Source organism: Microbacterium hominis NBRC 15708 (assembly GCF_001592125.1).
GTDB classification, from domain to species: domain Bacteria; phylum Actinomycetota; class Actinomycetes; order Actinomycetales; family Microbacteriaceae; genus Microbacterium; species Microbacterium hominis.
This window is the reverse complement of record NZ_BCWI01000015.1, coordinates 59,048-85,355: the sequence shown is the minus strand read 5'-3', so window position 1 is coordinate 85,355 and position 26,308 is coordinate 59,048. Positions and strand designations below refer to the sequence as shown.

Annotated in this window: 25 protein-coding genes and 2 tRNA genes; 10 read left to right on the top strand and 17 right to left on the bottom strand. The window is 68.5% G+C overall.

Annotated elements, in window-relative coordinates; genetic code table 11:
* Window positions 1–51: 51 nt before the first annotated feature.
* The gene (ilvD, locus tag MHO01S_RS12220; protein ID WP_060960840.1) at window positions 52–1,950 is read right to left on the bottom strand and encodes a dihydroxy-acid dehydratase; all 1,899 of its coding nucleotides are present in this window, start codon (window positions 1,948–1,950) and stop codon (window positions 52–54) included.
* 76 nt (window positions 1,951–2,026) lie between these two features.
* On the opposite strand from ilvD, the gene MHO01S_RS12215 reads away from it, so the two are divergent.
* Window positions 2,027–2,881 carry a helix-turn-helix transcriptional regulator gene (locus MHO01S_RS12215; protein WP_060960839.1) on the top strand — a complete coding sequence of 285 codons (855 nt, stop codon included), beginning with the start codon at window positions 2,027–2,029 and terminating at the stop codon, window positions 2,879–2,881.
* A gap of 15 nt (window positions 2,882–2,896) precedes the next feature.
* Here MHO01S_RS12215 and MHO01S_RS12210 read toward each other — a convergent pair whose 3' ends face one another.
* The 14 genes from MHO01S_RS12210 to dnaA form a co-directional block, all read right to left on the bottom strand.
* Entirely contained in the window at window positions 2,897–4,195 is a 1,299-nt protein-coding gene (locus MHO01S_RS12210; RefSeq protein ID WP_082734278.1) for an ABC transporter permease, read from the bottom strand.
* A 1-nt stretch (window position 4,196) separates the two neighbouring features.
* Complete coding sequence (locus MHO01S_RS12205) at window positions 4,197–4,889, bottom strand: ABC transporter ATP-binding protein (protein WP_060960838.1); 693 nt, start codon at window positions 4,887–4,889, stop codon at window positions 4,197–4,199.
* Window positions 4,886–6,502, bottom strand: a complete 1,617-nt coding sequence (locus MHO01S_RS12200) for an efflux RND transporter periplasmic adaptor subunit (RefSeq protein ID WP_255266092.1) — start codon at window positions 6,500–6,502, stop codon at window positions 4,886–4,888. Before MHO01S_RS12200 ends, MHO01S_RS12205 begins: the two co-directional genes overlap by 4 nt.
* Complete coding sequence (locus MHO01S_RS12195; protein WP_060960837.1) at window positions 6,503–7,483, bottom strand: hypothetical protein; 981 nt, start codon at window positions 7,481–7,483, stop codon at window positions 6,503–6,505. It lies immediately after the preceding gene.
* Between the two features lie 142 nt (window positions 7,484–7,625).
* A complete protein-coding gene (locus MHO01S_RS12190; protein WP_061782371.1) occupies window positions 7,626–8,054 on the bottom strand; it encodes a YdeI/OmpD-associated family protein in 429 nt (142 codons plus the stop codon).
* 53 nt (window positions 8,055–8,107) lie between these two features.
* Window positions 8,108–8,180, bottom strand: a tRNA-Ala gene (locus MHO01S_RS12185).
* 10 nt (window positions 8,181–8,190) lie between these two features.
* A tRNA-Ile gene (locus MHO01S_RS12180) sits at window positions 8,191–8,267 on the bottom strand.
* 69 nt (window positions 8,268–8,336) lie between these two features.
* Window positions 8,337–8,738: a DUF3566 domain-containing protein gene (locus MHO01S_RS12175; RefSeq protein WP_060960835.1), complete on the bottom strand. Its 402-nt coding sequence runs from the start codon at window positions 8,736–8,738 to the stop codon at window positions 8,337–8,339.
* Complete coding sequence (gyrA, locus tag MHO01S_RS12170; RefSeq protein ID WP_060960834.1) at window positions 8,735–11,311, bottom strand: DNA gyrase subunit A; 2,577 nt, start codon at window positions 11,309–11,311, stop codon at window positions 8,735–8,737. The genes MHO01S_RS12175 and gyrA overlap by 4 nt, the downstream gene beginning before the upstream one ends.
* Before the next feature lie 123 nt (window positions 11,312–11,434).
* A complete protein-coding gene (gene gyrB, locus MHO01S_RS12165; RefSeq protein ID WP_060960833.1) occupies window positions 11,435–13,474 on the bottom strand; it encodes a DNA topoisomerase (ATP-hydrolyzing) subunit B in 2,040 nt (679 codons plus the stop codon).
* A gap of 123 nt (window positions 13,475–13,597) precedes the next feature.
* The gene (locus MHO01S_RS12160; RefSeq protein ID WP_060960832.1) at window positions 13,598–14,095 is read right to left on the bottom strand and encodes a DciA family protein; all 498 of its coding nucleotides are present in this window, start codon (window positions 14,093–14,095) and stop codon (window positions 13,598–13,600) included.
* Window positions 14,088–15,284, bottom strand: coding sequence for a DNA replication/repair protein RecF (gene recF / locus MHO01S_RS12155; RefSeq protein WP_060960831.1), 1,197 nt, complete (start codon window positions 15,282–15,284; stop codon window positions 14,088–14,090). Before recF ends, MHO01S_RS12160 begins: the two co-directional genes overlap by 8 nt.
* A gap of 49 nt (window positions 15,285–15,333) precedes the next feature.
* A complete protein-coding gene (gene dnaN / locus MHO01S_RS12150) occupies window positions 15,334–16,476 on the bottom strand; it encodes a DNA polymerase III subunit beta (RefSeq protein WP_060960830.1) in 1,143 nt (380 codons plus the stop codon).
* 472 nt (window positions 16,477–16,948) lie between these two features.
* Window positions 16,949–18,367 carry a chromosomal replication initiator protein DnaA gene (gene dnaA / locus MHO01S_RS12145; RefSeq protein WP_060960829.1) on the bottom strand — a complete coding sequence of 473 codons (1,419 nt, stop codon included), beginning with the start codon at window positions 18,365–18,367 and terminating at the stop codon, window positions 16,949–16,951.
* 327 nt (window positions 18,368–18,694) lie between these two features.
* Here dnaA and rpmH point away from each other — a divergent pair, with 327 nt between their 5' ends.
* The 9 genes from rpmH (at window position 18,695) to MHO01S_RS12100 (ending at window position 24,798) form a co-directional block, all read left to right on the top strand.
* Entirely contained in the window at window positions 18,695–18,832 is a 138-nt protein-coding gene (gene rpmH / locus MHO01S_RS12140) for a 50S ribosomal protein L34 (RefSeq protein ID WP_005054680.1), read from the top strand.
* A gap of 10 nt (window positions 18,833–18,842) precedes the next feature.
* Complete coding sequence (gene rnpA / locus MHO01S_RS12135; protein ID WP_060960828.1) at window positions 18,843–19,181, top strand: ribonuclease P protein component; 339 nt, start codon at window positions 18,843–18,845, stop codon at window positions 19,179–19,181.
* A complete protein-coding gene (gene yidD, locus MHO01S_RS12130; protein WP_060960827.1) occupies window positions 19,178–19,564 on the top strand; it encodes a membrane protein insertion efficiency factor YidD in 387 nt (128 codons plus the stop codon). Before rnpA ends, yidD begins: the two co-directional genes overlap by 4 nt.
* A 3-nt stretch (window positions 19,565–19,567) precedes the next feature.
* On the top strand, window positions 19,568–20,689 hold the full coding sequence (yidC, locus tag MHO01S_RS12125; RefSeq protein WP_082734276.1) for a membrane protein insertase YidC: 1,122 nt from the start codon (window positions 19,568–19,570) through the stop codon (window positions 20,687–20,689).
* 28 nt (window positions 20,690–20,717) lie between these two features.
* Window positions 20,718–21,224: a Jag family protein gene (locus MHO01S_RS12120; protein WP_060960826.1), complete on the top strand. Its 507-nt coding sequence runs from the start codon at window positions 20,718–20,720 to the stop codon at window positions 21,222–21,224.
* 4 nt (window positions 21,225–21,228) lie between these two features.
* Window positions 21,229–21,882, top strand: a complete 654-nt coding sequence (rsmG, locus tag MHO01S_RS12115) for a 16S rRNA (guanine(527)-N(7))-methyltransferase RsmG (protein ID WP_060960825.1) — start codon at window positions 21,229–21,231, stop codon at window positions 21,880–21,882.
* A gap of 604 nt (window positions 21,883–22,486) precedes the next feature.
* Window positions 22,487–23,422, top strand: coding sequence for a ParA family protein (locus tag MHO01S_RS12110; protein WP_061782372.1), 936 nt, complete (start codon window positions 22,487–22,489; stop codon window positions 23,420–23,422).
* Window positions 23,422–24,447, top strand: coding sequence for a ParB/RepB/Spo0J family partition protein (locus MHO01S_RS12105; RefSeq protein ID WP_060960824.1), 1,026 nt, complete (start codon window positions 23,422–23,424; stop codon window positions 24,445–24,447). Before MHO01S_RS12110 ends, MHO01S_RS12105 begins: the two co-directional genes overlap by 1 nt.
* A 9-nt stretch (window positions 24,448–24,456) precedes the next feature.
* On the top strand, window positions 24,457–24,798 hold the full coding sequence (locus tag MHO01S_RS12100; protein WP_060960823.1) for a hypothetical protein: 342 nt from the start codon (window positions 24,457–24,459) through the stop codon (window positions 24,796–24,798).
* A gap of 72 nt (window positions 24,799–24,870) precedes the next feature.
* Here MHO01S_RS12100 and trxA read toward each other — a convergent pair whose 3' ends face one another.
* Window positions 24,871–25,194 (bottom strand): thioredoxin, encoded by a 324-nt coding sequence (gene trxA / locus MHO01S_RS12095; RefSeq protein ID WP_060960822.1) that lies wholly within the window; start codon window positions 25,192–25,194, stop codon window positions 24,871–24,873.
* Window positions 25,195–25,284: 90 nt separating this feature from the next.
* Window positions 25,285–26,265 carry a thioredoxin-disulfide reductase gene (gene trxB, locus MHO01S_RS12090; protein WP_060960821.1) on the bottom strand — a complete coding sequence of 327 codons (981 nt, stop codon included), beginning with the start codon at window positions 26,263–26,265 and terminating at the stop codon, window positions 25,285–25,287.
* Window positions 26,266–26,308: the final 43 nt, after the last annotated feature.

Genomic DNA, 26,308 nt, shown 5'->3' with positions numbered 1-26,308 from the left:
CGGGCGCGGCTATGACGCCGGGAGGCGTCTTTTCCCCGTCGTGCACGCGGGTCAGACGGCCGCGGTCCGCAACTCCCGGTCGCGCAGGGCGCGCTCGACCGCCTCGACGTCGCGCACGGCGCCCCGGTCGGCCGACGTCGCCATCGCGGCGTAGGCGCGCAAGGCGAGCGACACGGGACGGTTGCGGTCGCGGGGCGCGTAGCCGCCGTCCGCCAACAGCCGGGCGCGCCGACGCTCGAGCTCGTCGTCGTCCACGCGCAGGCTCATGCCGCGCGAGGGGATGTCGATGTCGATGATGTCGCCGTCCTCGACGAGCGCGATGATCCCGCCGCTGGCCGCCTCGGGGGAGACGTGTCCGATCGACAGACCCGACGTGCCGCCGGAGAACCGACCGTCGGTGACGAGGGCGCAGACCTTGCCCAGACCGCGGCCCTTGAGGAACGAGGTCGGGTGCAGCATCTCCTGCATCCCCGGCCCGCCCTTCGGTCCTTCGTACCGGATGACGACGACATCGCCCGGCTGCACCTGCTTGCCGAGGATCTTGGCGACCGCCTCCTCCTGCGACTCGCACACGACCGCCGGTCCCGAGAAGACGAGGATCGACGGATCGACGCCCGCCGTCTTGACGACCGCCCCGTCGACGGCCAGGTTGCCGCGCAGCACCGCGAGCCCGCCGTCGGCCGAGTACGCGTGCGCGGCGGACCGGATGCAGCCGTTCTCCGCATCCTCATCCAGCGCCGCCCAGCGCTCGGACTGCGAGAACGCGCTCGAGGACCGCACGCCGCCGGGGGCCGCATGCCACAGGTCGCGGGCGGTGTCGGACGCGGTGCCTCCGCGCACGTCCCACTCCGCCAGCCACGAGGCGAGGGAGTCGGAGTGGATGGACGACACGTCCTCGTTGAGCAGACCCGCGCGGTGCAGCTCGCCGAGGATCGTGGGGATGCCGCCCGCGCGGTGCACGTCCTCCATGTAGTACATGCGGCCGTACGCCGGGTTGGGGGCGATCTTGGCGAGGCAGGGCACGCGGCGGGAGATGGCGTCGATCTCGTCGAGCCCGAACTCGATGCCGGCCTCGTGTGCCGCGGCCAGCAGATGCAGGATCGTGTTGGTCGATCCGCCCATGGCGATGTCGAGCGCCATGGCGTTGGCGAAAGCGGCGGGACTCGCGACCGCCCGGGGGAGCACCGAGGCGTCGTCCTCGTCGTAGAAGGCGCGGGTGATCTGCACGGCGACCTCGCCGGCTTTCTCGTACAGGGCGCGGCGGGCCGTGTGCGTCGCGAGCACCGATCCGTTGCCGGGGAGGGCCAGGCCGAGGGCCTCGACGAGGCAGTTCATCGAGTTCGCGGTGAACATCCCCGAACACGAACCGCAGGTCGGGCAGGCGTTCTCCTCGATGCGCTGGATGTCGGCATCCGACACGGTGTCGTTGGCCGCCTCGGAGATCGCGTCGACGAGGTCGAGGGTGCGGACGGTCCCGTCGACAAGGGTGGCGCGGCCCGACTCCATCGGCCCGCCCGAGACGAAGACCGTCGGGATGTTCAGGCGCAGCGCCGCCATGAGCATGCCGGGGGTGATCTTGTCGCAGTTGGAGATGCACACGAGCGCGTCGGCCTGATGGGCGTTGACCATGTACTCGACCGAGTCGGCGATGAGGTCGCGCGAGGGCAGCGAGTACAGCATGCCGCCGTGGCCCATCGCGATGCCGTCGTCGACGGCGATCGTGTTGAACTCGCGCGGGATGCCGCCGGCGGCGGAGATCGCCTCGGACACGATGCGACCGACCGGCTGCAGGTGGGTGTGGCCGGGGACGAACTCGGTGAAGCTGTTCGCGACCGCGATCATCGGCTTGCCGAAGTCGGCCGCGTTGACACCGGCGGCGCGGAAGAGGGCACGGGCGCCGGCGGCGTTGCGGCCGTGGGTGACGGTGCGGGAGCGCAGAGGGGTGGGCATGGTTCCACCCTGGGGGCCGTCAGCGGTCGGCGGAAGTGGCTGCTGATACTAGTAGTGGGAGCACTAGGTTTGTGGAGTGACCGATGAGCACCCCCATGACGTCCGTGACGACGGCCGTCAGCAACGGCGGGAGCTCGGATCGTTCCTGCGCCGGCAGCGCGAGCGCCTCGACCGCTCGGCGTACGGTCTCCCGCCCGCCGGACGCGGACGCACGACGGGCCTGCGCCGCGAGGAGGTGTCGTACCTCTCCGGCGTGAGCGTGACCTGGTACACGTGGCTCGAGCAGGGCCGCGACATCCATCCCTCGCGCCAGGTGCTCGACGCCGTGGCGACGGCACTGCGCCTCACCGATACGGAGCACGACTACGTCCTCAGCCTCGTGGGACTCGCTCCGAGGCCCGCGGTGCGCGCGGGAGCGGTGGACGTCGCCCCCGCGCACGTCCAGCGCTTCCTCGATGCGCTCGACGAGCACCCCGCCTACGCGCTCGCGCCCGACTGGGGCATCGCGGGGTGGAACCGCGCCTACGAGCGGCTCTATCCGGGGGTCGCGACGACGACGGCCGAGGATCGCAACCTGCTCTGGCTGGTCTTCACCGATCCGTCGGTGCGCTCGCTCCTGGACGACTGGGATGACACGAGCCGCCGTTTCCTCGCCGAGTTCCGCGCCGAAGCGGGCCCTCGACTCGGCGACCCGCGGTATCGCGACCTGGTGGCCCGCCTGTCCGCCGCGAGTGATGACTTCCGTGCGCGCTGGAACGAGCACGGCGTGAGCGGGTTCCGCTCCCGCGAGCGCGTGTTCCGGCATCCGGCGCTCGGACGCCTCGTGTTCGAGCACCACCAGCTGCGCCCCTCCGACGAGACCGATCTGCAGCTCGTCGTCTACGTGGCGGATGCCGAGACGCGAACGCGCTTCCACGGCTCGGCATCCTGAGCGGACGCCTCTCGGTCAGCTGCGCAGGGCCACCACCGGCTCGATCCGCGCCGCGCGGCGCGCCGGGATCCATCCCGCGACGAGTCCGACCACTCCGCCGAGGACGGCGCCGGCGGCGGCGAGCAGCGGGTCGAGGACGGGGACCCAGCCCGCGACGAGCGAGACCGCGAGCACACCGAGCACCGCGAGCGCGGCCCCCATGATGCCGCCGAGCAGCCCGATGACGACCGACTCCACGACGAACTGCCCGGCGATCTGCCGCGAGGTCGCCCCCAGCGCGCGGCGCAGGCCGATCTCCGGTGTGCGCTCCATCACGGAGAGCATCGTCACGTTGGCGATGCCGAGGCCGCCCGCGAGGAGCACGATGACCCCGAGCGCCACGAAGACGATGTTCACATCCGATTGCACGCCGCGGCTGAGGTCGCTTCCGGCGCGGGGCGCGGCGACCTCGACGGCATCCGGATCGGCGGGGTTGAGGGTGAGCGGCGCCTGGTCCTTCACCTGCGGCCCGGCGCCGACGACGATCCGCGCCTGCACGCTGCCCGGTCCGCCGAGGCCGAAGTCGGCACGGGCCGCGCCGGTCGGGACGATCACGGCGTCGAGCAGGTCGGCGCGACGTTCGAACCCGTCCACGATGCCGATGACGGCGTACGCGATCCCCCCGATGAAGATCGACGGCTGACTGTCGATGCGGTTGATCGAGAGGCGTTCCGCCACGCGGGCGCCCACCACGGCGACGCGGTCGCCGCGCCGATCGTGACCGAGGTCGAACATGCGCCCCGCCTGGACGGTGCCGCCGATCGTGTCGAGCAGCTCCGCGGATGCCGCCACGATCGGCGGGGCCGCGGGCAGAGCGATCGAGGGGTCGTTGACCGGCACCGCGGTGACGGTCGCGCCGTCGGGAAGCGCCACGTCGGACAGGAGCACGGCGGACTCGACGCCCGCGAGGCGCTCGACGCGCTCAACGGCATCCCACGGGAGTCGCGCGGTGGCGACCTGTCCGCCGCCCCGCGTGCTCGCCGTCGACGGGGTGATCTCGATACCCGTCGCCGCGGCGGCGTCGAACTGTCGCGCGATCTGTCCCGCGGCCGTCTGCGCGAAGCCGAGTGTCGCGACGAGGGCGCCGACGCCGAGGACCGTGCCCGCGAGGGTCATCACGAGTCGCGCCGGTCGTGCGCCGATGTCCACCGTAGCCTCGGCGACGAGGTCGGCCGCGGAGAACCGATCCGCGCGGGCGACGGGCGGGACGAGCCCGTCGACGCCCGCTTCCTCGGCGGGACGACGGCGGTCGCGGCGACGCGGGATCCATCGCACGTCAGGCCACCTCTTCCAGTCGTCCGTCGGAGATGCGCACGCGCCGCCGCGCCCGTGCGGCCACCGTGCTGTCGTGCGTGATGACCACCAGCGTCTGACCCTCGCCGTGCAGCTCGTCGAACAGCTCGAGCACCTCGTCGGAGGTGCTCCGGTCCAGGTTGCCGGTGGGCTCGTCGGCGAGCAGAAGGCTCGGCCGGCCCACCACCGCACGGGCGACGGCCACCCGCTGCCGTTCGCCGCCCGACAGGAGCGTGGGCAGGAAGTCGACGCGGTGACCGAGACCGACGCGGTCGAGCGCCGCGCGCGCCCGTGACTCGCGCTCGCCCCGCGGCACACCGCTGTAGAGCATGGGGACCAGGACGTTCTCGAGGACGGTCCGACGGGGCATGAGGTGGAACGCCTGGAAGACGAAGCCGATGCGCCGGGCTCGCACCGCCGCACGCCGATCCTCGTCGAGGGCGCCGGTGAGAACGCCGTCGAAGCGGTACTCGCCGACACTCGGGCGGTCGAGCAGGCCGAGGATGCTCAACATGGTCGACTTGCCCGACCCGCTCGGCCCCACGATCGACACGTAGTCCCCGGTGTCGACGCGCAGATTGATCCCCTTGAGGGCCTGCACCTCCGGCGGTCCGGGAAACGACCGGGTCACGTCGCGCAGTTCGACCAGGGGTGCGACGGCATCCGCCGCACTCACTTCCCGACCACCACGAGGTCGCCCTCCGTGAGCTCGCCGCCGGACGGCGTCACCTCGACGACACCCTCCGCCGACAGTCCCGTCTGCACGGTGACGAGCCGCGTCTGCGCGCGAGGGTCGCGAGGATCACCGACGACGACCTCGACGCGGGCCTCCCCGCCGGTGCCCGCCGACAGTGCCGCGAGGGGGACGGAGAGCACCTTGCCGTCGGTCGCACCGACCGGGATCGACACGCGGACGTTGCTGCCCTGGATCTGCTGGATCTGCTCGGTCGAGAGGGGGTCGGGGGTGAGCGTCAGCGACCAGCGGCCGTTCGCGTCTTTACCGCTTGCGGGGGTGATCGCGGCGATCGTCGCCGTGTGCGCCGCGCCGTCCGGCAGCGCGAAGCTCGCTTTCCCGCCGACCGTCAGAAGCCGCGCGTCGGCCGAGGCCACCGAGCCGGTGAGCTGCACGGTGGCGCCCGAGACGGTCATCGCCTTCCCCTGCAGCACGCTCCCGCGCTTGGCCGTCACCTCATCCACACGTCGCGGAAGACTGCTGAGATACAGCACCTCCGAGGAGGGCAGTGCGGTGAGTGCGGCTTCACGGGCCCGCGCCAGGTCGGCCTCGGCCTGGGCGACCTGCTCGCGCGCGGCATCCCTCGCGGCGCGCTGCGCCGAGGTGTCGGGAGCGGCGGACAGCTGCTCGCGCCGCAACTGGGCCAGCGCGAGGTCGTCCTGGAGATTGGCGATACGCGAGGGTGCCTCACCCGCGGCCTGGGCGTCGGCGACCGCGCGCTGCGCGGCGGCGACCTCGTTGTCCGCCTGACGGATCTCGACCGCCGAGGCGCCGGAGGCGGCCTTCCCGAGATCGGCGGATGCCGCGCCCAACGACTGCCGCGCCGACTGCAGCCCTTGCTCCGCCGCCCGGACGGTCGCGGCCGCGGAGGCATCCCCGCCCGGGGCGGGATAGCCGGCGGCCGTGTACAGCGCGTCGACGCCGGCCGCGGTGGTCTCGTCGAAGCGGTCGGATGCCGGATCGCCGCCGTCGATGCCGACCGCGCGCAGCGCGTTCTTCAACTGCACGACGTCGGGGCCGGAGACGCCGAAGCGGAGCGTGCGGTACGCGGGCAGCTCGCCCGGCAGGACGATCACCGGCCTGCCGGCCACTTCGAGCGCGATCGACAGGGGGTTCAGCTCCGCGCCCGTGGCGGGCACCTGGCCGGTCACGACGGCGGGACCCTCGACGCTCGCGGTGTCGATCGTCACCTCCGTGGCGTCGGCGTAGCCGACGTCGGCCCGGACGGTGACATCGTTGCTCAACTCACCGAACTCGACGGGCACGGTGACGAGCCCCGCCGCGGGCGCGGCGGCGTTGGCCCCACCCGCCGGCGCGACGACGAAAGTCCCCACGAGGAGTCCGGCGACGAGGGCCCCGGTCGCGACGAGCGCGGTGATCCACAGCGCTCGATTGGCCCGCAGCATCCCTCGCCAGCCGGAGCGGCGCCCGGCATCCGGCGCATCGGATGCCGGCGCATCACCGGCGGGCACGACATCGTCGGTAGGTGCGAGATCGCCGAGCAGGTCGACCTCGGAGGAGCGGTCGGGGTCGCCGGCGGCGCGGTCGCTCGTCATCTATCGTCCCGCCTGCTCGGCGGCCGCCTTGAGCGCCTCGAGCTCGGCCTCGTGGTCGGCGATGAACTGTCGCTCCAGCTCGAACTGCACCTTCTGCTGCTCCGCGGTGTATCCGGTCTTCGTCCGGCAGTCGAGGTCGGCGAGGGCGACGGCGACCTCCTCCTCGGCGAGCGTGGCGAGTTCGGGGTCATTGTCCTGCGCACCCGAGGAGCCGCTCATCTTCTCGTAGTACGACGACAGCTTGTTCGAGATCGACATCTGCGCGTCGGTCTGCGCCGAGAAGCCCGTGTGTCCGGCGTCGCTCATGCAGGACGACCACTTCTGGTTGATCTCCGCGAAAGCCGTGTTGGTGGCCATGTCCGTGTAGAACGTGTTGATCGCTTCGTTCAGCGAGGCGAACTGCTCGTCCTGCATCGGATCGCTGTTGGTCTCGTGCTGCGCCGCGCCCTGGCATCCCGCCGTCTTCCAGTCGTACTCGTACGACCCGTCCTCGCCGAGCTGGTCCTCGGTGGGCTGCGGTCCGTAGAGCGCCTCCCAGTACGCGGTCTGCTCCGTCTGGGAGAGGCTGTCGAGGTAGCCCTGGTTCGGGTCGGTGTACGGGGTCTCCTGCGCGGGCTGGTCGGACATCGGGTTCTTCACCATGCCGTAGCCGTACTGCGAGACCCAGTCCCGGTCGTCGGGCTTCCACATGTCCGCGTCACCGGCCGAGAACGAGACGTTCTGGGTGTTCGGCGTGTACTCGAAGCCCTGGTCCTTCATGCACTGGGCGACGAGCTCCTCGGACTTCTTCTGCGATTCGGCGTATCGCTGCTCCTGCTCCGAGGCCGACAGGTTGGTGCCGTAGACGGCGCCGAGGTACTCCATCAGCGGCGAGTCGGCCTTCCCACCATTGCCGTCGGAGGCGGCCGTGCAGCCGGATGCCGAGATCGCGAGGGCGACCGCGGCCAGCGTGGTGGTGGCGATACGGGTGAGGGTCTTCATTGCGGGGGTCCCATCGTGTCGTCGGAGCGAAACGGCTCCGATGAACACGCTATGAGAGGCCCATGGACCCTCGCGTCCCCCTAGAGGATGATCCGCTCCGCGGCCCGGGCGTGTCTCGCCGCCGCGTGGCGGATGTCGGTGCTCAGGCGAGCTTCGCGACGATCGCCGCGATGCGACGCGCCCGCGTCTCCTCCGCCTTCGCCGACAGCACGTTCGTGACGTGGGCCTTCCGCGCGCTCGGCGCGAGCGCGTCGAATGCGGCGCGAACTCCGGCATCCGCCAGCGCGCCGGCCAGGTCGTCGGGGAGCTCGACGGTGCGCGGTGCCGTGTCGAGCTCGAGGACGACCTCGATGGCGTCACCGCCGGCCAGGCCCGTCGCCGCCCGTTTGTCGGACGAGAAGGGGATCAGATGCCGCCCGCCCATCACCGCGAGGGTGCTCGGGTAGGTGAAGCCGTTGACGGTCACGGAAACGGCGGCACGACTGCCCCCACCCAGTCCGTCGACGATCTCGGGCGGCACCACGATCCCGGTGTTGTTGCCCTGCTGGAACAGCGTCGTCTCAAAGCGCATGCAGTGAGTATCCCAGTGCACGACCAGCGGCGGAAGACGGGGCGAGATGTCTGTGGAGCCTAGGAGATTCGAACTCCTGACATCCTGCTTGCAAAGCAGGCGCTCTACCAACTGAGCTAAGGCCCCGGACGGGAAGTGGTGGGGCTACCAGGACTTGAACCTGGGACCTCTTCATTATCAGTGAAGCGCTCTAACCGCCTGAGCTATAGCCCCGTCCGGAGGCGGCGTCTCCGCCGTCAACCTCCAAGACTTTACCCGACGAGCGGGCAAACCAAAAATCGGTCAGTTGGAGGTGAACCCGACGAGCAGGCCGCCGGTCACCTTGACCATCAGGTTGTAGATGCCCGCGATGACGGCGCCCAGCACGGTGAGCACGATGAGGTTCAGGATCGCGACGACCGCGGAGAACGCCATCACCTGCGGGAGGTTGATGACGTCGCTCAGCTTGAAGTTGTCGTCGAACGCCGTGAACAGCTCGTCGAGCTTGCCGATCAGACCCGTGGTGCTCAGCACCATGTACACGAGGAAGCTCGCCACCACCGTGACGATCGCCAGGGCGACCGCCGCGAGGAACGACAGCTTCACGGCGGACCAGAAGTCGACGTAAACGAGGCGCAGGCGCACCTGCTTGGCGCTGGTCTTGCTCGATGACTTCTTGGCGAGCTTGTCGGCTACCGTGCTCATGCGTCAGTGTCACTTCCTTCGGGGCGTGAAGCGGGGGGTTCTTCGGCGTCTGCCGTCTCGGCCGAGTCATGCTCCTGACGGAGAGCTCGCTCCGAATTACGGGCGATCGCGAGGATGCGGTCGTCGTCATCGGGACGGGCGAAAACCACTCCCATGGTGTCGCGACCCTTCGCAGGCACCTCGGCCACGGCAGAGCGTACCACCTTGCCGCTGGCAAGAACCACCAAGACCTCGTCGTCCTCACCCACGATCAGACCGCCCGCGAGAACGCCCCGATCCTCGTTCAGTTTGGCCACCTTGATGCCCAATCCGCCGCGACCCTGGAGCCGGTACTGGTCGACCGCGGTGCGTTTGGCGTAGCCGCCTTCGGTCACGACGAACACGTACGCGTCGTCCTTCGCGACGGATGCCGACAGCAGCATGTCGTCCTCGCGGAAGGACATTCCCTTCACGCCTTCGGTCGAGCGCCCCATCGGCCGCAGCGACTCGTCGGTGGCCGTGAAGCGCAACGACATGCCCTGGCGGGAGATGAGGAGGATGTCGTCGGTGTCGTCGACCAGCAGTGCGCTGACGACCTCGTCGCCGTCCTCCTCGTCCTGACCGCGCAGGCGGATCGCGATGATGCCGCCCTGACGGTTGGTGTCGTACTCGCTGAGGAAGGTCTTCTTCACCTTGCCGTCGCGGGTCGCGAGCACGAGGTACTGCGCGACCTTGTAGTCGCGGATGTCGAGGATCTGCGCGATCTCCTCGCCCGGCTGCAGCGCGAGCAGGTTCGCGACGTGCTGACCCTTCGCATCGCGGCCGGCCTCGGGCACCTCGTACGCCTTGGACCGGTAGACGCGGCCCTTCGTCGTGAAGAAGAGGAGCCAGTGGTGCGTCGTCGTCACGAAGAAGTGCTCGACGACGTCGTCGGCGCGCAGCTGGGCACCCTTGACGCCCTTGCCGCCGCGGTGCTGCGAGCGGTAGTTGTCGCTGCGCGTGCGCTTGATGTAGCCGTCGCGCGTGACGGTGATGACCATCTCCTCCTCGGGGATCAGGTCCTCCATCGACATGTCGCCGTCGAAGCCGTGCAGGATCGTCGTGCGCCGCTCGTCGCCGAACTTGTCGACGATGCCCGTGAGCTCTTCGGCGATGATCGTGCGCTGACGGCCCGGCGTGACGAGGATGTCGTTCAGGTCGGCGATCTGCGCCTCGAGCTCGGTCGCCTCGTCGATGATCTTCTGGCGCTCGAGGGCCGCCAGGCGGCGCAGCTGCATCGCGAGGATCGCATCGGCCTGCACGTCGTCGATCGCGAGCAGCGACTTCAGACCCTCGCGCGCCTCGTCGACCGTGGGCGAGCGGCGGATGAGCGCGATGACCTCGTCGAGCGCATCCAGCGCCTTCAGGTACGCGCGCAAGATGTGCATGCGCTCTTCGGCCTTGCGGAGGCGGAAGCGCGTGCGCCGGACGATGACCTCGACCTGATGGTCGATCCAGTAGGAGATGAAGCCGTCGAGGGCGAGCGTGCGCGGCACGCCGTCGACGATCGCCAGCATGTTGGCGCCGAAGTTCTCCTGCAGCTGCGTGTGCTTGTACAGGTTGTTGAGGACCACCTTCGCGACGGCATCCCGCTTCAGCACGATCACGAGCCGCTGGCCCGTGCGGTCGCTGGTCTCGTCGCGGATGTCGGCGATGCCGGTGATACGCCCGTCGCGGGCGAGGTCGCGGATCTTCAGCGCGACGTTGTCGGGGTTCACCTGGTAGGGCAGTTCGGTGATGACCAGGCAGGTGCGCCCCTGGATCTCCTCGACGTTGACCACGGCGCGCATCGTGATCGACCCGCGGCCCGTGCGCTGAGCCTCGCGAATGCCCTTCGTGCCCAGGATCTGGGCGCCCGTCGGGAAGTCGGGACCGTGGATGCGGCCCATGAGAGCTTCGAGCAGCTCCTCGCGGGTGGCATCCGGGTTCTCCAGCGCCCACAGCGCTCCGTCGGCGACCTCCCGCAGGTTGTGGGGCGGGATGTTGGTGGCCATGCCGACCGCGATGCCGACCGAGCCGTTGACGAGGAGGTTGGGGAAGCGCGAGGGCAGGACGACGGGCTCCTGGGTCTTCCCGTCGTAGTTGTCCTCGAAATCGACGGTGTCCTCGTCGATGTCGCGGACCATCTCCATCGCGAGCGCGGCCATCTTGGTCTCGGTGTACCGCGGGGCGGCGGCGCCCTGGTTGCCGGGAGAGCCGAAGTTGCCCTGTCCGTCGGCGAGCGGGTAGCGCAGCGACCACGGCTGCACGAGGCGCACGAGTGCGTCGTAGATCGCGCTGTCACCGTGCGGGTGGTACTGGCCCATGACCTCGCCGACGACGCGGGCGCACTTGTTGAAGCTCTTGTCGGGACGGTACCCGCCGTCGTACATCCCGTAGATGACGCGGCGGTGCACCGGCTTCAGACCGTCTTCGACGCGCGGCAGCGCGCGGCCGACGATGACGCTCATGGCGTAGTCGAGGTAGCTGCGCTGCATCTCGACCTGGAGATCGACCTGGTCGATGTTGCCGTGGTTGTGCCCGGCGTTCGGGTCGGGGCGTTCTTCGTCAGTCATGTCTTCTCGTTCTCACAAGGGTCGGGGTGCGTGTGTCGCGTTTCGAGTCGTCGCTGCGCTCCTCGCTCGACGATCGGATCGAACCCGACCGGTCGTTGAGCGAGCGCAGCGAGTCGAAACGCATCAGATGTCGAGGAAGCGGACGTCCTTGGCGTTGCGCTGGATGAAGCTCCGGCGCGACTCGACGTCCTCGCCCATCAGCACCGAGAAGATCTCGTCCGCCGCGGCCGCGTCGTCGATCGTGACCTGGCGGAGGGTGCGGGTGTTGTGGTCCATGGTCGTCTCCCACAGCTCCTTCGGGTTCATCTCGCCCAGACCCTTGTAGCGCTGGATGCCGGAGTCCTTCGGCATCCGCTTGCCGTTGGCCAGACCGTCGGCCAGCAGCGCATCGCGCTCCCGGTCGCTGAACACGTACTCGTGCTCGGCGTTGGACCACTTCAGCCGGAACAGCGGCGGCATGGCGAGATAGACGAAGCCGGCCTCGATGAGTCCGCGCATGTAGCGGAACAGCAGCGTCAGCAGCAGCGTCGTGATGTGCTGGCCGTCGACGTCGGCATCGGCCATGAGCACGATCTTGTGATAGCGCGCCTTCGCGACGTCGAAGTCCTCGCCGATCCCGCAGCCGAACGCCGAGATGATCGCCTGGATCTCGTTGTTGCCGAGCGCGCGGTCGAGCCGCGCCTTCTCGACGTTGAGCACCTTGCCGCGCAGCGACAGGATGGCCTGGGTCTCGGGGTCGCGGCCGCGCACGGCCGAGCCGCCGGCCGAGTCGCCCTCGACGAGGAAGATCTCGCTGATCGAGGGGTCTTTGCTCGTGCAGTCCTTGAGCTTGTCGGGCATGGATGCCGACTCGAACACGCTCTTGCGCCGCGCCGTCTCCCGCGCCTTGCGGGCCGCGAGGCGCGCGGTCGCGGCGTCGATCGCCTTCATGATGACCCGCTTGGCCTGCGCGGGGTTGCGGTCGAGCCAGTCGGTGAGCTGGTCGCCCACGACCTTCTGCACGAACGCCTTGGCCTCGGTGTTGCCGAGCTTCGTCTTGGTCTGACCCTCGAACTGCGGCTCGGACAGCTTGACGGAGATGACCGCGGTCAGACCCTCTCGGATGTCCTCACCGGTGAGGTTGTCGTCCTTCTCCTTGAGCAGGCCCTTCTCGCGCGCGTACTTGTTGATGTACGTCGTCATCGCGGCGCGGAAGCCCTCTTCGTGGGTTCCGCCCTCGTGGGTGTTGATCGTGTTGGCGAAGGTGAAGACGTTCTCCGTGTAGCTCGTCGTCCACTGCATGGCCAGCTCGAGGGAGATGTGGCGCTCGGTGTCTTCCGACTCGACCTCGATGATCTCGTCGTTGACCACCTCGGCCTTGCGGATCTTGTTGAGGTACTCGACGTAATCGACCAGTCCGCGCTCGTAGTGGAAATCGTCGAACGGCTGCTTCTCGACGGCCTGCCCGTCTTCGCCGTCGACGACGTAGGCCGAGGAGGCGCGCAGGTCGCTGAGCGTGATCCGCAGACCCTTGTTCAGGAACGCCGTCTGCTGGAAACGGGTGCGCAGCGTGTCGTAGTCGAAGTCGGTGGTCTCGAAGATCGAGGCGTCGGGCCAGAACGTGATGGTCGTGCCGGTCTCCTCCGTCGCCTCGTCCTCGCTCAGCGGAGCCTGCGGCACGCCGCCGTCGCGGAACGACTGGCGCCAGACGTGCCCCTGCCGGCGCACCTCGACGTCGAGGCGGGTGGACAGCGCGTTCACCACCGACGAGCCGACGCCGTGCAGACCGCCGGAGACCGCGTACCCGCCGCCGCCGAACTTGCCGCCGGCGTGGAGCACGGTCAGCACGACCTCGACGGTCGACTTCCCCTCGGTCTTGTGCATGTCGACCGGGATGCCGCGACCGTTGTCGACGACACGGATCGCCCCGTCCTCGAGGATCGTCACCGTGATCGTGTCGCAGTAGCCGGCGAGGGCTTCGTCGACGGAGTTGTCGACGATCTCGTACACGAGGTGGTGCAGGCCGCGCTCACCCGTCGAGCCGATGTACATGCCGGGGCGCTTGCGCACCGCCTCGAGGCCCTCGAGCACCTGGATGGCGTCGGCCCCGTACTCGTTCTCGACCTTCTGGGACTGCTTCGGCGGAAGTTCCTGGGGAACGCTGTCGGGGGTGTCGGACGTCATAGGTTTCGAGCGCTCCTGAATGGTCGATCAAAGACGTCTCATTCTACCCCCAGTCACCCCTCGAAAGCCCGCAGAAAGCCCCTGTGGCGCCCTGAAATCGTTCCGGATGCCGTCGGACCCTCCTCAGCCGTAGGTATCGCGAGGACCCCGCCCTGGAACGGCTCTGGGGCCCCATTTCCACGAGGGGACGTCCGGCCCGACGAATCGGACGTTCTGCACACCGGCATCCGGGAACCGTCTCATCAGCTGAGTGACGATCTCGGCCCGCATCAGCTGGAGGTTCTTCGCCCACGCGGTGGAGTCGCACTGCACGGTGAGCAGCCCGTCGGACAGCGCCACCGGATGGGCGTGACGCGCCGTCTCCTCGCCGGTGACGTCCGTCCACTGCAGCACGAGATCCTCCCGCGCCAGCTGGGTGTCCCACCCTGACTGACGTGTCAGATCCGCCAGCACGTCGGCCACGCCCTTGGGATCGCGCCCGGGCGCGAACGGCTGCTTGTCGTCGTCCTCGGCCGCACGTCTCTTGCGCCGTCGCGCGGTCCGCGGCGAGGGCTCGAGACCGCGCAGCCGCAGATACGTGCCGATCGTCTCCGGCACCATCCCCGGCACCTCGTCACTCATCGACGCCTCCCGTCGCGGCGGGTTCGATGATCGTCCCCGCGACGACCCGCACGGTGCGCGCGCGCAGCGCGCTCGGCACATCTTCCTCCACCGCCGCGGTCACCACCACCTGCTCGTATCCCTCGACCAGGCCCGCCAACCGGGCGCGGCGATCCGTGTCGAGCTCGGCGAACACGTCATCGAGGATGAGGACCGGATCGCCCAGCTGCGACTGGGCGCGCAGCAGCTGCGCAGACGCCAGACGCAGGGCGAGGGCCACCGACCACGATTCGCCGTGCGATGCGTAGCCCTTCACCGGCAGGCCCCGCACGCGCAGCAGGAGGTCGTCGCGGTGGGGTCCGACGAGAGTGAGCCCGCGGTCGAGCTCGGAGGAGCGGCGCGCGGCGAGCGCATCGCGGAAGTTCTCGCGGACCTCCTCCGCGCTGAGTCCGGTCACCGCTGTGCGGTCGCCCGCCTGGTCGGCCTCGTCGTCGTCGACGTCGGGGTCCGCGCCCCCGATCGACAGCATCCACTCCAGCTCCGGCCGGTGATCCTCGCCGGCGATCGCGCGGTACGCCTCGGCGACCGGGCCGGCGAGGTCGTCGGCGAGCACCGAGCGGGCGCGGATGACGTCGGTGCCCAGCTGCACCAGCTTGTCGTCCCAGACGTCGAGCGTCGTCAGTGCATCCGCGCGGATGCCGCGGGCGCGCGCGGACTTCAACAGCGCGTTGCGCTGCTTGAGCACGCGGTCGTAGTCCGCCAGGACACCCGCCATCCGCGGAGCGCGCTGGATGAGGAGCTGATCGGCGAAGCGGCGACGCGCGGAGGGGTCGGAGCGGACGATCTGGAGATCCTCCGGCGCGAAGAGGACGACCTGTGCGTAGCGCGGGAGCTCGGCGGTGCGGACGGCCGAGCCGTTGACCCGGGCCTTGTTGCTGCCCGACCGGTTGAGCTGGGCCTCGAGCAGGACACGACGGTCACCGTAGGCGAGACGCATGCGGACGATCGCGGCATCCGCCCCGTCGCGCACCATCGGCGCATCCTGCGAGACCCGGTGGGAACCGAGTGTGGCGAAGTAGCCGATGGCCTCGGCGAGATTCGTCTTGCCTTGACCGTTGCGACCGACGAACACGTTGGCTCCCGCCGCCAGAGTCACATCGGCGGCCGCATAGTTGCGGAAGTCGACGAGGCTCAGCTGTTCCACGATCACCGATCCAGCCTATGCGGCAGCGCCGACGCCGGTCGGAACGCGAGGATCGTCAGCGCAGCAGGAGATTCGGCTGCAGCAGGTACTTGAAGCTCTCCGGGGTGCCCGAGGTCTGCGGCGTGATGAGCACCGGGCTGAGCTTGTTCGCGTTGTCGCTCGAGGTGAACGTGATGCGCGCGAACTCGCTCTTGACGGCGCCGAGCGCTTCGAGCAGGTACTGCGGGTTCAACCCGAGCGTGACCTCCTCGCCCGCGAGGGTCGCATCGACGGACTCGGTCGCCCGCGCCTGCTCGGTGCCGGACGCATCCATCGACACGCCGTCCTCGGTGAAGGTGAAGCGCAGCGGAGCGGAACGGTCGAGCACGAGGGCGACGCGTCGCACCGCCTCGGCGAGCTCGGCCGTGTTCACGACGGCGTAGTGGTCGGTCTGCTCGGGGAACAGCCGGCGAACGGGCGGGAAGTTGCCCTTGATGAGCAGCGACGTCACGGTCTTGTTGCCGGCGGTGAACGCGATGATCTCCCGGTCTCCCGAGCCGGAGAACGCGACCTGGATGTCACCCGAGTGGGCGAAGGTCTTGCCGACCTCGGTGAGCGTGCGCGCGGGGACGAGCGCGGTCGTCGACTCGTCGCCGGCGACACCGCCGCCGTCCCAGGCGACGTCGCGCAGGGCGACGCGGTAGCGGTCGGTCGCGACGAGGCTCAGCTGCGTGCCGGCGACCTCGAGCTGCACACCCGTGAGCACCGGGGTGACGTCGTCGCGGGACGCGGCGAAGGCGACCTGGGCGATCGCGGTGGCGAAATCCTCCGCGGGGACCAGACCCGACTCGCCCGAGACCTCGGGGATCGCGGGATATTCCTGCACCGGCATCGACGCGAGGGTGAAGCGCGCGGAGCCGCAGCTGAGGACGATGCCGTCGTCCTCACCGACCTCGATCTGGATCGGTGCGTTCGGCAGACGGCTGGCGATCTCCGACAGGAGTCGGCCGTGGACGAGGATCGTACCGGGCTCGTCGACGGTCGCTTCGATGGTCGTCCGCGCCGAGGCCTCGTAGTCGAACGCCGCCAGCGACAGCCCCTCGTCGGATGCTTCGATCAGCACACCCGCCAGGATCGGCTGCGGGTTCCGCTGCGGCAGGAGCTTGACGACGAATGACACGGCCTCGCTGAACACATCGCGATTCACGTGGAACTTCACTGGCGCTCCCTTGACGTCGAGTAGGGCCCTCCCATGCTAGTGCCCCGACCGGAACGGATTGTCCCGGCATCCCGTCGACCGGCTTCGACGCCTCGCACCGCAGAGGTGATCGAATCGGATTCTCTAAGGAAGGTCTCTGTCATGGTGTTAACGGCTGTGGAAACTGTGGACAACTCCGCCGATCCCAATCGCGACAGGGAAACCACACGCGTGTAAGTTGTGGGCGCGATGCGGAGAGCCGGTGCGGACGCCATCGTGCACCCCGGTCGAGACATTCTTGTCATCCACAGCTTCGGGCCATCGACTCACAAGAGTCCACGGGGAAGTGGAGTTATCCACAGCCTGTCCACACTGTGCAGAACGCGTATATTGGCGGCGCCCGTGCGCCGATGTCAAGCACTCCGCACGCAGAAGACCCCCGGTTTCGTGGCCGGGGGTCTTGCGGGGCGCGGGATGCCGCGGGCGAGAGCCGTCAGCGTCCGACGCGGCCGAGCTGCGTGGTGATCTCGGAGACCTGGTTGTAGATCGAGCGGCGCTCCTTCATGAGCTCGCTGATCTTCTTGTACGCGTACATGACCGTGGTGTGATCGCGATTGCCGAACAGCTGGCCGATCTTCGGCAGGGAGAGACTCGTGCGCTCGCGGCACAGGTACATCGCGATCTGACGGGCCGTGGCGATCGACTGTGACCGGCTGGATCCGTAGAGGTCGTCGACCGACAGGCGGAAGTACTGCGCCGTCGCCGTGATGATGTCGGTCGGCGAGATGACGTTGGCGTCGTCGGTGTCGACGATGTCGCGCAGCACCGTCTGGGCGAGGGAGATGTCGAGATTCGAGCGGTTCAGGCTCGCGAAGGCCGACACCCGGATCAGCGCGCCCTCGAGCTCGCGGATGTTGCTCGACACCTTGGTGGCGATGTACTCGAGTACCTCGTCGGGGACGAGCAGCCGCTCGGACTGTGCCTTCTTGCGGAGGATCGCGATGCGGGTCTCGAGGTCGGGGGCTTGGACGTCGGTGATGAGGCCCCACTCGAACCGGCTCCGCATGCGATCCTCGAACCCGGTCAGGTGACGCGGGGGGACGTCGCTGGTGATCACGACCTGCTTGTCGTGGTCGTGCAGCGTGTTGAAGGTGTGGAAGAAGGCCTCCTGCGTCTCGGCCTTGCCCTGGAGGAACTGGATGTCGTCGATGAGAAGGATGTCGACGTCGCGGTAGCGCGCCTGGAAGGCGGATCCGCGGTTGTTGGCGATCGAGTTGATGAAGTCGTTCGTGAACTCCTCGCTCGAGACGTACCGGACGCGGATGCCCGCATACAGACTGAGCGCGTAGTCGCCGATCGCGTGCAGGAGGTGGGTCTTGCCCAGACCCGAGTCGCCGTAGATGAACAGCGGGTTGTACGCCTTCGCCGGCGCCTCGGCCACGGCGACGGCTGCCGCGTGGGCGAAGCGGTTGGACTGGCCGATGACGAAGTTGTCGAAGCTGTACTTGGGGTTCAGTCGCGTGTCGTTGCGCGACGGCGCGGCCGCGGTTTCCACGTAGTCGTCCGCCGCAGGCCGCGCGATCGGCACGGGAGCGGATGCCGACTGCACCGGGACGGGCACGGTGAGGTGGGCGTCGGCGAGCTCCGGGTTCACCACGACCCGGAACGAAGATGCGGCCGGCTCGGCGTCGACCCGCGCGAGCGCCTCCATGATCGGTGCGCGCAGCCGCTTGTTCAGCTGTGCGGCCGTCAGGTCGTTCGGCACGTCGAGGTACAGGGTGCCGCTCATCACGCCCTGCGCGACGGCGAGACTGATGAATCCCTGCAGCTGGGGGGTCACCCGTTCGTCGCCCGACAGCTCCTGCAGCACTGCGGTCCAGACGGGGACATCCGGAATATCGTGCTGTGACATGTCCCCTCCGGGGGTGCGATCGGTGCGGCACAGGCGATCGTGAACGACGATCGAGCCTGTGGATAACTACCGCAGTCACGGTAGTCAGCGACCCTGTGAAGAGCAAAATCCACTGTAGATCCGCCCCGCGTGTCTTCACCAGACGCTATCCACAGTCCGTGGATAATGTGCCGTCCGGCTCGGCCGGTTTGAGTTCTCGTCGCTCTCGACGTAGCCTTAGTCGGTTGACTTATGCCCTGGGGTGCCCTCGGACGCCCCCGGACAGTCCCTGTACCCCGTGTCCCCGGTCTAGAGCGTTCGGGTGACCGCCGATCCGGAGTGATCCTCATGAGCAAGCGTACGTTCCAGCCCAACAACCGTCGTCGCGCCAAGAAGCACGGCTTCCGCGCCCGCATGCGCACGCGTGCCGGCCGTTCGATCCTGTCGGCGCGCCGCGCCAAGGGTCGCACCGAGCTGTCCGCCTGATCCGACGAAAGTGCTGGCGCGCGGGAACCGCATCACCCGCGGGGCGGAGTACAAGACCGTCGTCCGCAGGGGCGTCCGCTGTGCCGCGCCGCACACGGTGACCTACGTCATCGCGTCCGCCGAAGACCGCCCCGCGCGGTTCGGCTTCATCGTCAGCAAGCAGGTCGGCGGCGCCGTCACGCGCAACACCGTGCGACGTCGGCTGAAGGCCGTCTGCGCCGAAGCCCTTCCCGGCGTCGGCCGTGGAGCGGATGTCGTCATCCGGGCACTTCCGTCCGCGGCATCCGCCGACTTCGCACAGCTGCGCGCGGAGATCACGCGCTGCCTCGCCCGACGGGCCTCGGCGTGAGCACCTCGACACTTCCCTCCTACGCGCTCGGCTCCGGCCGGCTCGCGCCGACGTCGGCGCTGCGTGCGGTGCCGCTGGTTCCCCGCAACGCCGGGCTCGTCCTCCTGCACGCGTACCGTGCGACGATCTCTCATCTCTACGGCGACGTCTGCAAGTACTACCCGTCGTGCTCGGCGTACTCCGTCGGCGCTGTGCAGCAGCACGGTCTCCTCAAGGGATCGGCGCTCACCGCAGCTCGCCTCGCGCGATGCCACCCCTGGGCCCGTGGTGGAATCGATGACGTGCCCCCGCACGCGCACTTCCGACACGAGCTGACCCGTCATGGGTTCGTCGTGCCATCCACAGACGACGGGTCCCCGGACTCCTCGCCGAGAAAGGACTGATCCGTGCTGGATCTTCTGTATGCCGCCGCCGCTGCGACGCCGACCCCGGTCGTGCCGACGCCGACGACGCCCGCGCCGTCGAGCAGCCTCGACTTCTTCAGCACCATCATGTGGCCGTTCAAGTGGATCGTCGAGGCGATCCTCGTGTTCTGGCACTGGATCTTCACCTCGGTAGGCCTGCCGGCCGATGCCGGACTCACCTGGGTCCTGTCGATCATGGGGCTCGTCATCGTGGTGCGAAGTGCCCTGATCCCCCTCTTCGTGCGGCAGATCAAGAGCCAGCGGAAGATGATGGAAATCGCTCCTGAACTGCGGAAAGTTCAGGAGAAGTACCGCGGGAAGAAGGATCAGCTCTCCCGTGAGGCCATGAGTCGCGAGACCATGGCGCTGTACAAGAAGCACGGCACCACACCGGTCTCCAGCTGTCTGCCCCTCCTTGTGCAGATGCCCATCCTGCTGGGCATGTTCTACACGCTGAGCGACGTGAAGAAGCACGCGGAGTGGGGTGTGGGCGGCGTCGGTCTGCTCAGCAAAGACCTGACGTGGCAGTTCTACGAGGCGAAGCTGTTCGGCGTCGCTCCCCTGCACACGAGTCTCATCGAGGCGTTCAACCAGAAGCCCGACGGCTGGGAGGCCACCGTCGCGATCCTCGTGGTCCTGGTCATCCTGATGATCGCGTCGCAGTTCATCACCCAGCTGCAGATCATCTCGAAGAACCTCTCCCCCGAGGCCAAGACCGGCCAGGCCTACCAGATGCAGCGCATCATGCTGTACATCCTGCCGCTGGCCTTCATCTTCTCCGGTGTGTTCTTCCCGCTGGGTGTGGTCCTCTACTGGTTCACGTCCAACATCTGGACGATGGTGCAGCAGTTCCTCGTCATCCGTAACCTGCCCACACCCGGTTCCGAGGCGGCGAAGGCACGTGAGGAGAGGCTGGCGCGCAAGGGCAAGGCGATCGACGCGAACGGCAAGATCGTTCCCCTCGAGAAGTACCAGGCTGAGCAGCAGCGTCTGTACGAAGAGGCGCAGAAGGCGAAGGCGCAGGCTCCCAAGCGTCAGCAGCCGGTGAGCAAGCAGCGCGCCAAGAAGCAGTCGAAGAACACCAAGCCCAACACCGACTCGTGACCGTGTCGACGTCTCTCGAGGAACAGTCATGAGCACCACTTCCGACCACGACGCGGCCGAGCGCCCCGCGGCCACGATCGAGCAGCTCGAGCAGGAGGGCGACATCGCCGCCGACTACCTCGAGGTGCTGCTGGACATCGCGGACATCGACGGCGACCTCGCCCTCGACGTCCGCAGCGGCCGAGCGTACGTCTCGGTGGAGAACGATGACCCGGCATCACTTCGTCTGCTCGCCGAGCCCGACACCGTTCAGGCTCTGCAGGAGCTGACGCGCATCGCGGTGCAGACGAAGACCGGACGCTTCTCCCGCCTCATCCTCGACGTGGGCGGTTCGCGCGATGCGCGGCAGCGCCAGCTGGAGAAGCTGGTGGATCGTGCGATCGCACGCCTGGACGAAGGGGCGACGCAGGCCTCGCTCCCCTCGATGACCAGCTACGAGCGCAAGCTCGTCCATGACATCGTCGCGGACCGGGGTCTCGTCTCCGAGTCCTACGGTGAGGGCGCCGACCGTCACACCGTCATCCGCCGCTCCTGATCCGATGGACGATGTTTCACGTGAAACACCGGTGATCGAAGAAGAGCCGGCCGTCGCGGCATCCCTCTTCGGTGACCGCATCGAGCTCGCGCGTCGCTTCACTGCCGCGCTGGGGGCGCACGGCGAGGAACGCGGACTGATCGGCCCGCTCGAGCCGCCCCGTCTCTGGAACCGTCACATCCTCAACTCCGCGATCGCCGCTCCCCTCTTTACTGCGGGAGCCCGTGTCGGCGACGTCGGCTCGGGCGCGGGTCTTCCCGGGCTCGTGCTCGCGATCGCCCGCCCCGACGTCGAGTGGGTGCTCATCGAGCCGATGGAGCGTCGCGTCGCCTGGTTGCAGGAGCAGAAGGACGAGCTCGGGCTCGACAACGTCGCAGTCGTGCGCGCTCGTGGTGAGGAGTGGAAAGAGGGTGCGGTGCTGGATGCCGTGACCGCGCGCGCCGTGAGCGCCCTGCGCACCCTCATCCCCCTGACTGTTCCCCTGTTGCGCGCCGGAGGAGAGCTGATCCTCCTCAAGGGCGTCAACGCCGAGAACGAGATCGCCGCGGCGGAGAAGGCCATCCGCAAGTACAAGCTGAGCGATGTGCGCGTCGAGGTCGTCGGTGAGGGCATCATCTCAGAGCCGACCCGCGTTCTCCGCGCCACCCGCTCCGCCTGACCGCGCCGCCGCCAGATGTTTCACGTGAAACGCACGTGAGGGCGTTTCGACTCGGCACTGCGCGCCTCGCTCAAAGAACCGGACGGAGTAGCGCAACCACCCCGGCCGTTGAGCGAGCGAAGCGAGTCGAAACGTGGCGAGGACGCAGGCACGTGTTTCACGTGAAACGCGACGTGGGGCGTTTCGACTCGGCGCTTCGCGCCTCGCTCAACGACCGGGAGTGGCCCAGCGCGAGCCCCGGCCGTTGAGCGAGCGAAACGCGGGAAGGACGCAGGCACATGTTTCACGTGAAACGGGACGTGGGGGCGTTTCGACTCGGCGCTGCGCGCCTCGCTCAACGACCGGGAGTTGGGCAGCGTGACGACCGGTCGTTGAGCGAGCGGAGCGAGTCGAAACGTGGCGAGGACGCTGGTAGGTGTTTCACGTGAAACGGGGCGTTTCGACTCGGCGCTGTGCGCCTCGCTCAACGACCGGGAGTGAACCAACACGCACACCCGCCCCGCAAGGGGTTTCACGTGAAACACCAGTAACGGTGGGTCTCGATGACCGGGCTGTGGGACGCCTCGACTACAGTAGAGGAGTCCCGAAAAGACAGGAGTTGATGGTGCCGGAACCGGAGAACGCGACCGCACCCGCACCCTTCTCCATCGACGACAGCCCCATCGCGCGGGAGCTCGCGGATCTCACGTCCCGCCGCCGAGCGCTGGACGCCGTCACGGTCGACTTCCACGGCGAGACACGCATCCTCACCGTGTCGAACCAGAAGGGCGGGGTCGGCAAGACCACGACCACCGTCAACATCGCCGCGGCCCTCGCTTCTCTCGGTGCTCGCGTCCTGGTGATCGATCTCGACCCGCAAAGCAACGCATCCACGGCCTTGGGGGTGCCGCACTCGGCCGACATCCCCAGCGTCTACGACGTGCTGATCGACGAGTTCCCCCTCGCCGAGATCATTCAGACGAGCCCGGAGTCGCCGAACCTCCTGTGCGCTCCCAGCACCATCCACCTCGCCGGCGCCGAGATCGAGCTGGTGTCGCAGGTGGCCCGCGAGCATCGCCTTCGGACGGCCATCGAGGACTATCTGGCACAGGCCGACGAGCGCCTCGACTTCATCCTCATCGACTGTCCGCCCTCGCTGGGACTGCTCACCATCAACGCGTTCGCGGCTGCCGGGGAGCTCCTGATCCCGATCCAGTGCGAGTATTACGCCCTGGAAGGCCTCAGTCAGCTGCTGGGGAGCGTCCGGATGATCCAGAAGCACCTCAACCCGCGGCTGCACCTCTCGACGATCCTGCTCACGATGTACGACGGACGCACTCGGTTGGCGCAGCAGGTGGCCGACGAGGTTCGCCAGCACTTCGCTCGCGAGGTGCTCCACACGGTCATCCCGCGATCGGTCCGCGTGTCCGAGGCGCCGAGCTTCGGCCAGACCGTCATCGCGTACGACGGCCAGTCGGCCGGGGCCGTCTCCTACCGGGAGGCAGCGGTCGAACTCGTCCAACGCGGACAGCGCACCACCACGAACGAGGAGAACTCCTGATGGCCAAACGCACCGGTCTGGGCCGCGGAATCGGCGCCCTCATCCCCACCGCCGACAGCGCGGAGGCGCGGCCCGTCGACGTCTTCTTCCCTGGTGCGCCCCTCGCGACCGTGCCGACGCCGGATGCCGCCGATGCAACGGATACCGGGGGACAGGCGGATGCTGCGGCATCCACGCCCGATGACACCCCCGGCGACCTCGTCGCGGTGCCCGGTGCGCGCCTGATCTCCCTCGATCCGAACGACATCGTCCCCAACCCCCGCCAGCCGCGGACCAACTTCGACGCCGACGACCTGGCCGAGCTCGTGCACAGCGTTCGGGAGTTCGGGGTGCTGCAGCCGGTGGTCGTGCGCCTGAACGAGGACGGCGCCTACGAGCTCATCATGGGTGAGCGCCGCACCCGTGCCTCGCGCGAGGCGGGTCTCACCTCCATTCCGGCGATCGTCCGCGACACGGCGGACGAGGATCTCCTGCGTGACGCGCTTCTCGAGAACCTCCACCGGTCGCAGCTGAACCCACTCGAGGAGGCGTCGGCGTATCTGCAGCTTCTCGAGGACTTCGGCATCACTCAGGAGCAGCTCGCGTCGCGCATCGGCCGGTCGCGGCCCCAGATCAGCAACACGATCCGCCTGCTCAAGCTCCCGATGCCGGTGCAGCAGCGCGTCGCGGCCGGTGTCATCAGTGCCGGGCACGCACGCGCGATCCTCTCGCTGGACGACTCCGATGCGATGCAGCGGCTCGCCGACAAGATCGTCAACGAAGACCTCTCGGTGCGCGCCGCGGAGGCTGCGGCGAAGGGAGCGGCGGAGCTGGGCGCACGGCGTCCGGCACCCAAGGCAGGCGCCCGTCGGGCCCACCTCGATGACGTCGCCGAGCGACTCGGTGACCGCCTCAACACCAAGGTGAAGATCACTTTGAGTGCGAGAAAAGGCCAGATCAACATTGATTTCGCCACGATCCAGGATCTCAACCGCATCCTGGGGGAACTGGGGGAGACCGAGTACGGCGTCGGAGCCGGCGCGTAGGCTGGCAGGGTGACCGATCGTCCTCACCTTCCCCGGCGCGCCAGTCTGGAGCTGCTGCGCGCGGAGGCATCCGACGAACTGTCGGTGCTGATCGAGGAGCGCATCCGCGACGGTGAAGATCCCTGGGACTTCATGGAGGATTTGCCCTCCGTCGACGAGCTGGTGGTCCTCACGCTGCGCGCGGAGAACATCGCGTCGGACGGCGGCAACAAGCCCACGGCGGCGAGGAACTATCGCGTGCTTCGCCAGATCGCGTTCGACTACCCGCCGCTCACGCGTGCCGTGTGGCGTCTGCTGGGAAGCGAACCGCACCGGCGCTGGGACGCCTCGGTGCGAGCCGAGGCATCCTGATCAACGCCGGTGCGGTGAGTCTGCCGTGCATCTGCGGTGTGCCGCACGTGGCGGCGTCACGCGCGAGGGTCGTCAGCCGAGGTAGGCGGCGAGGTCCTGCTCGAGCGCGAACTTCGGCTTGGCGCCGATGATCGTCTTCTCGACCGCGCCCTTGTTGAACACCTTCATCGCGGGGATCGAGGTGATCTGATACTCCATCGCGAGGTTGGGGTTCTCATCGACGTTGAGCTTGAGCACCGTGATCTTGTCGCCGTTCTCCGACTGGATCTCGTCGAGGATGGGTCCGACCATGCGGCACGGACCACACCACGCGGCCCAGAAGTCGACCAGCACGGGTCCTTCGGCGTCGATGACGTCCTGCTGCCAGGTGCTCTCGCTCGTGGCCTTGGCGGTCATGTCTGTCTCCTTCGTTGCGAGCCGCCATCGTGCGGCTCTGGGGTATCAAACGCGACGGATGCCGGAGATGTTCCCCGACCCGTGCGGGGCTCAGGCGACGGGCTCGAGCCCGTCGATCTCGGCGGCATCCACCTCGGGCGCACCGGCGTCGCCGCGCGCGGCGAGGTAGTGCTCCACGTCGAGGGCGGCCGTCGTACCGCTGCCGGCCGCCGTCACCGCCTGGCGGTAGATGGGGTCGACGACGTCACCGGCCGCGAAGACGCCGGGAACCGACGTGCGCGACGAGCGGCCGTCGACCCACACGGTGCCGTGCTCGGTGAGCTTCAGCGAGTCGTGCACGAGGTGCGTACGCGGGTCGTTGCCGATCGCGACGAAAACCCCGGTCACAGGCAGTTCTCGCGTCGAACCGTCGACGGTGTCGCGCAGCAGCAGACCCGTCACGGCGTCACCGCCGAGCACGTCGACGACCTCGCTGTTCCACACGAACTCGATCTTCTCGTTCGCGAAGGCGCGCTCCTGCATGATCTTCGAGGCGCGCAGCTGGTCGCGGCGGTGGATGATGTACACCTTCGACGCGAACTTGGTGAGGAACGTGGCCTCCTCCATCGCGGAGTCGCCGCCACCGACGACGGCGATGGCCTGCTCGCGGAAGAAGAACCCGTCGCACGTCGCGCAGTAGGAGACGCCGTGTCCGGACAGGCGCGACTCGCCCTCGATGCCCATCTTGCGCGGTGCCGAGCCGGTGGCGAAGACAATGCTCTCGGCCTCGTGCTCCGTGCCGCTGCCGAGGACGACCTTCTTCACGTCGCCGGTCAGCTCGAGCTTCACGACGTCGTCGTAGACGACCTCGGTGCCGAACTTCTCGGCCTGCTCCTGCATCTTCGCCATGAGGTCGGGTCCCATGATGCCCTCGGGGAAACCGGGGAAGTTCTCCACCTCGGTGGTGTTCATCAGCTCGCCGCCCGCCTCCACCGAGCTCGCGATGAGCAGCGGCGAGAGGTTCGCCCGCGCCGCGTAGATGGCGGCGGTGAATCCGGCCGGACCGGAACCGATGATGATGACCTGTCGCACGTGCTCTTCCCTTTCCGCACGAGCCCCTGACGGGCTCCAGTGC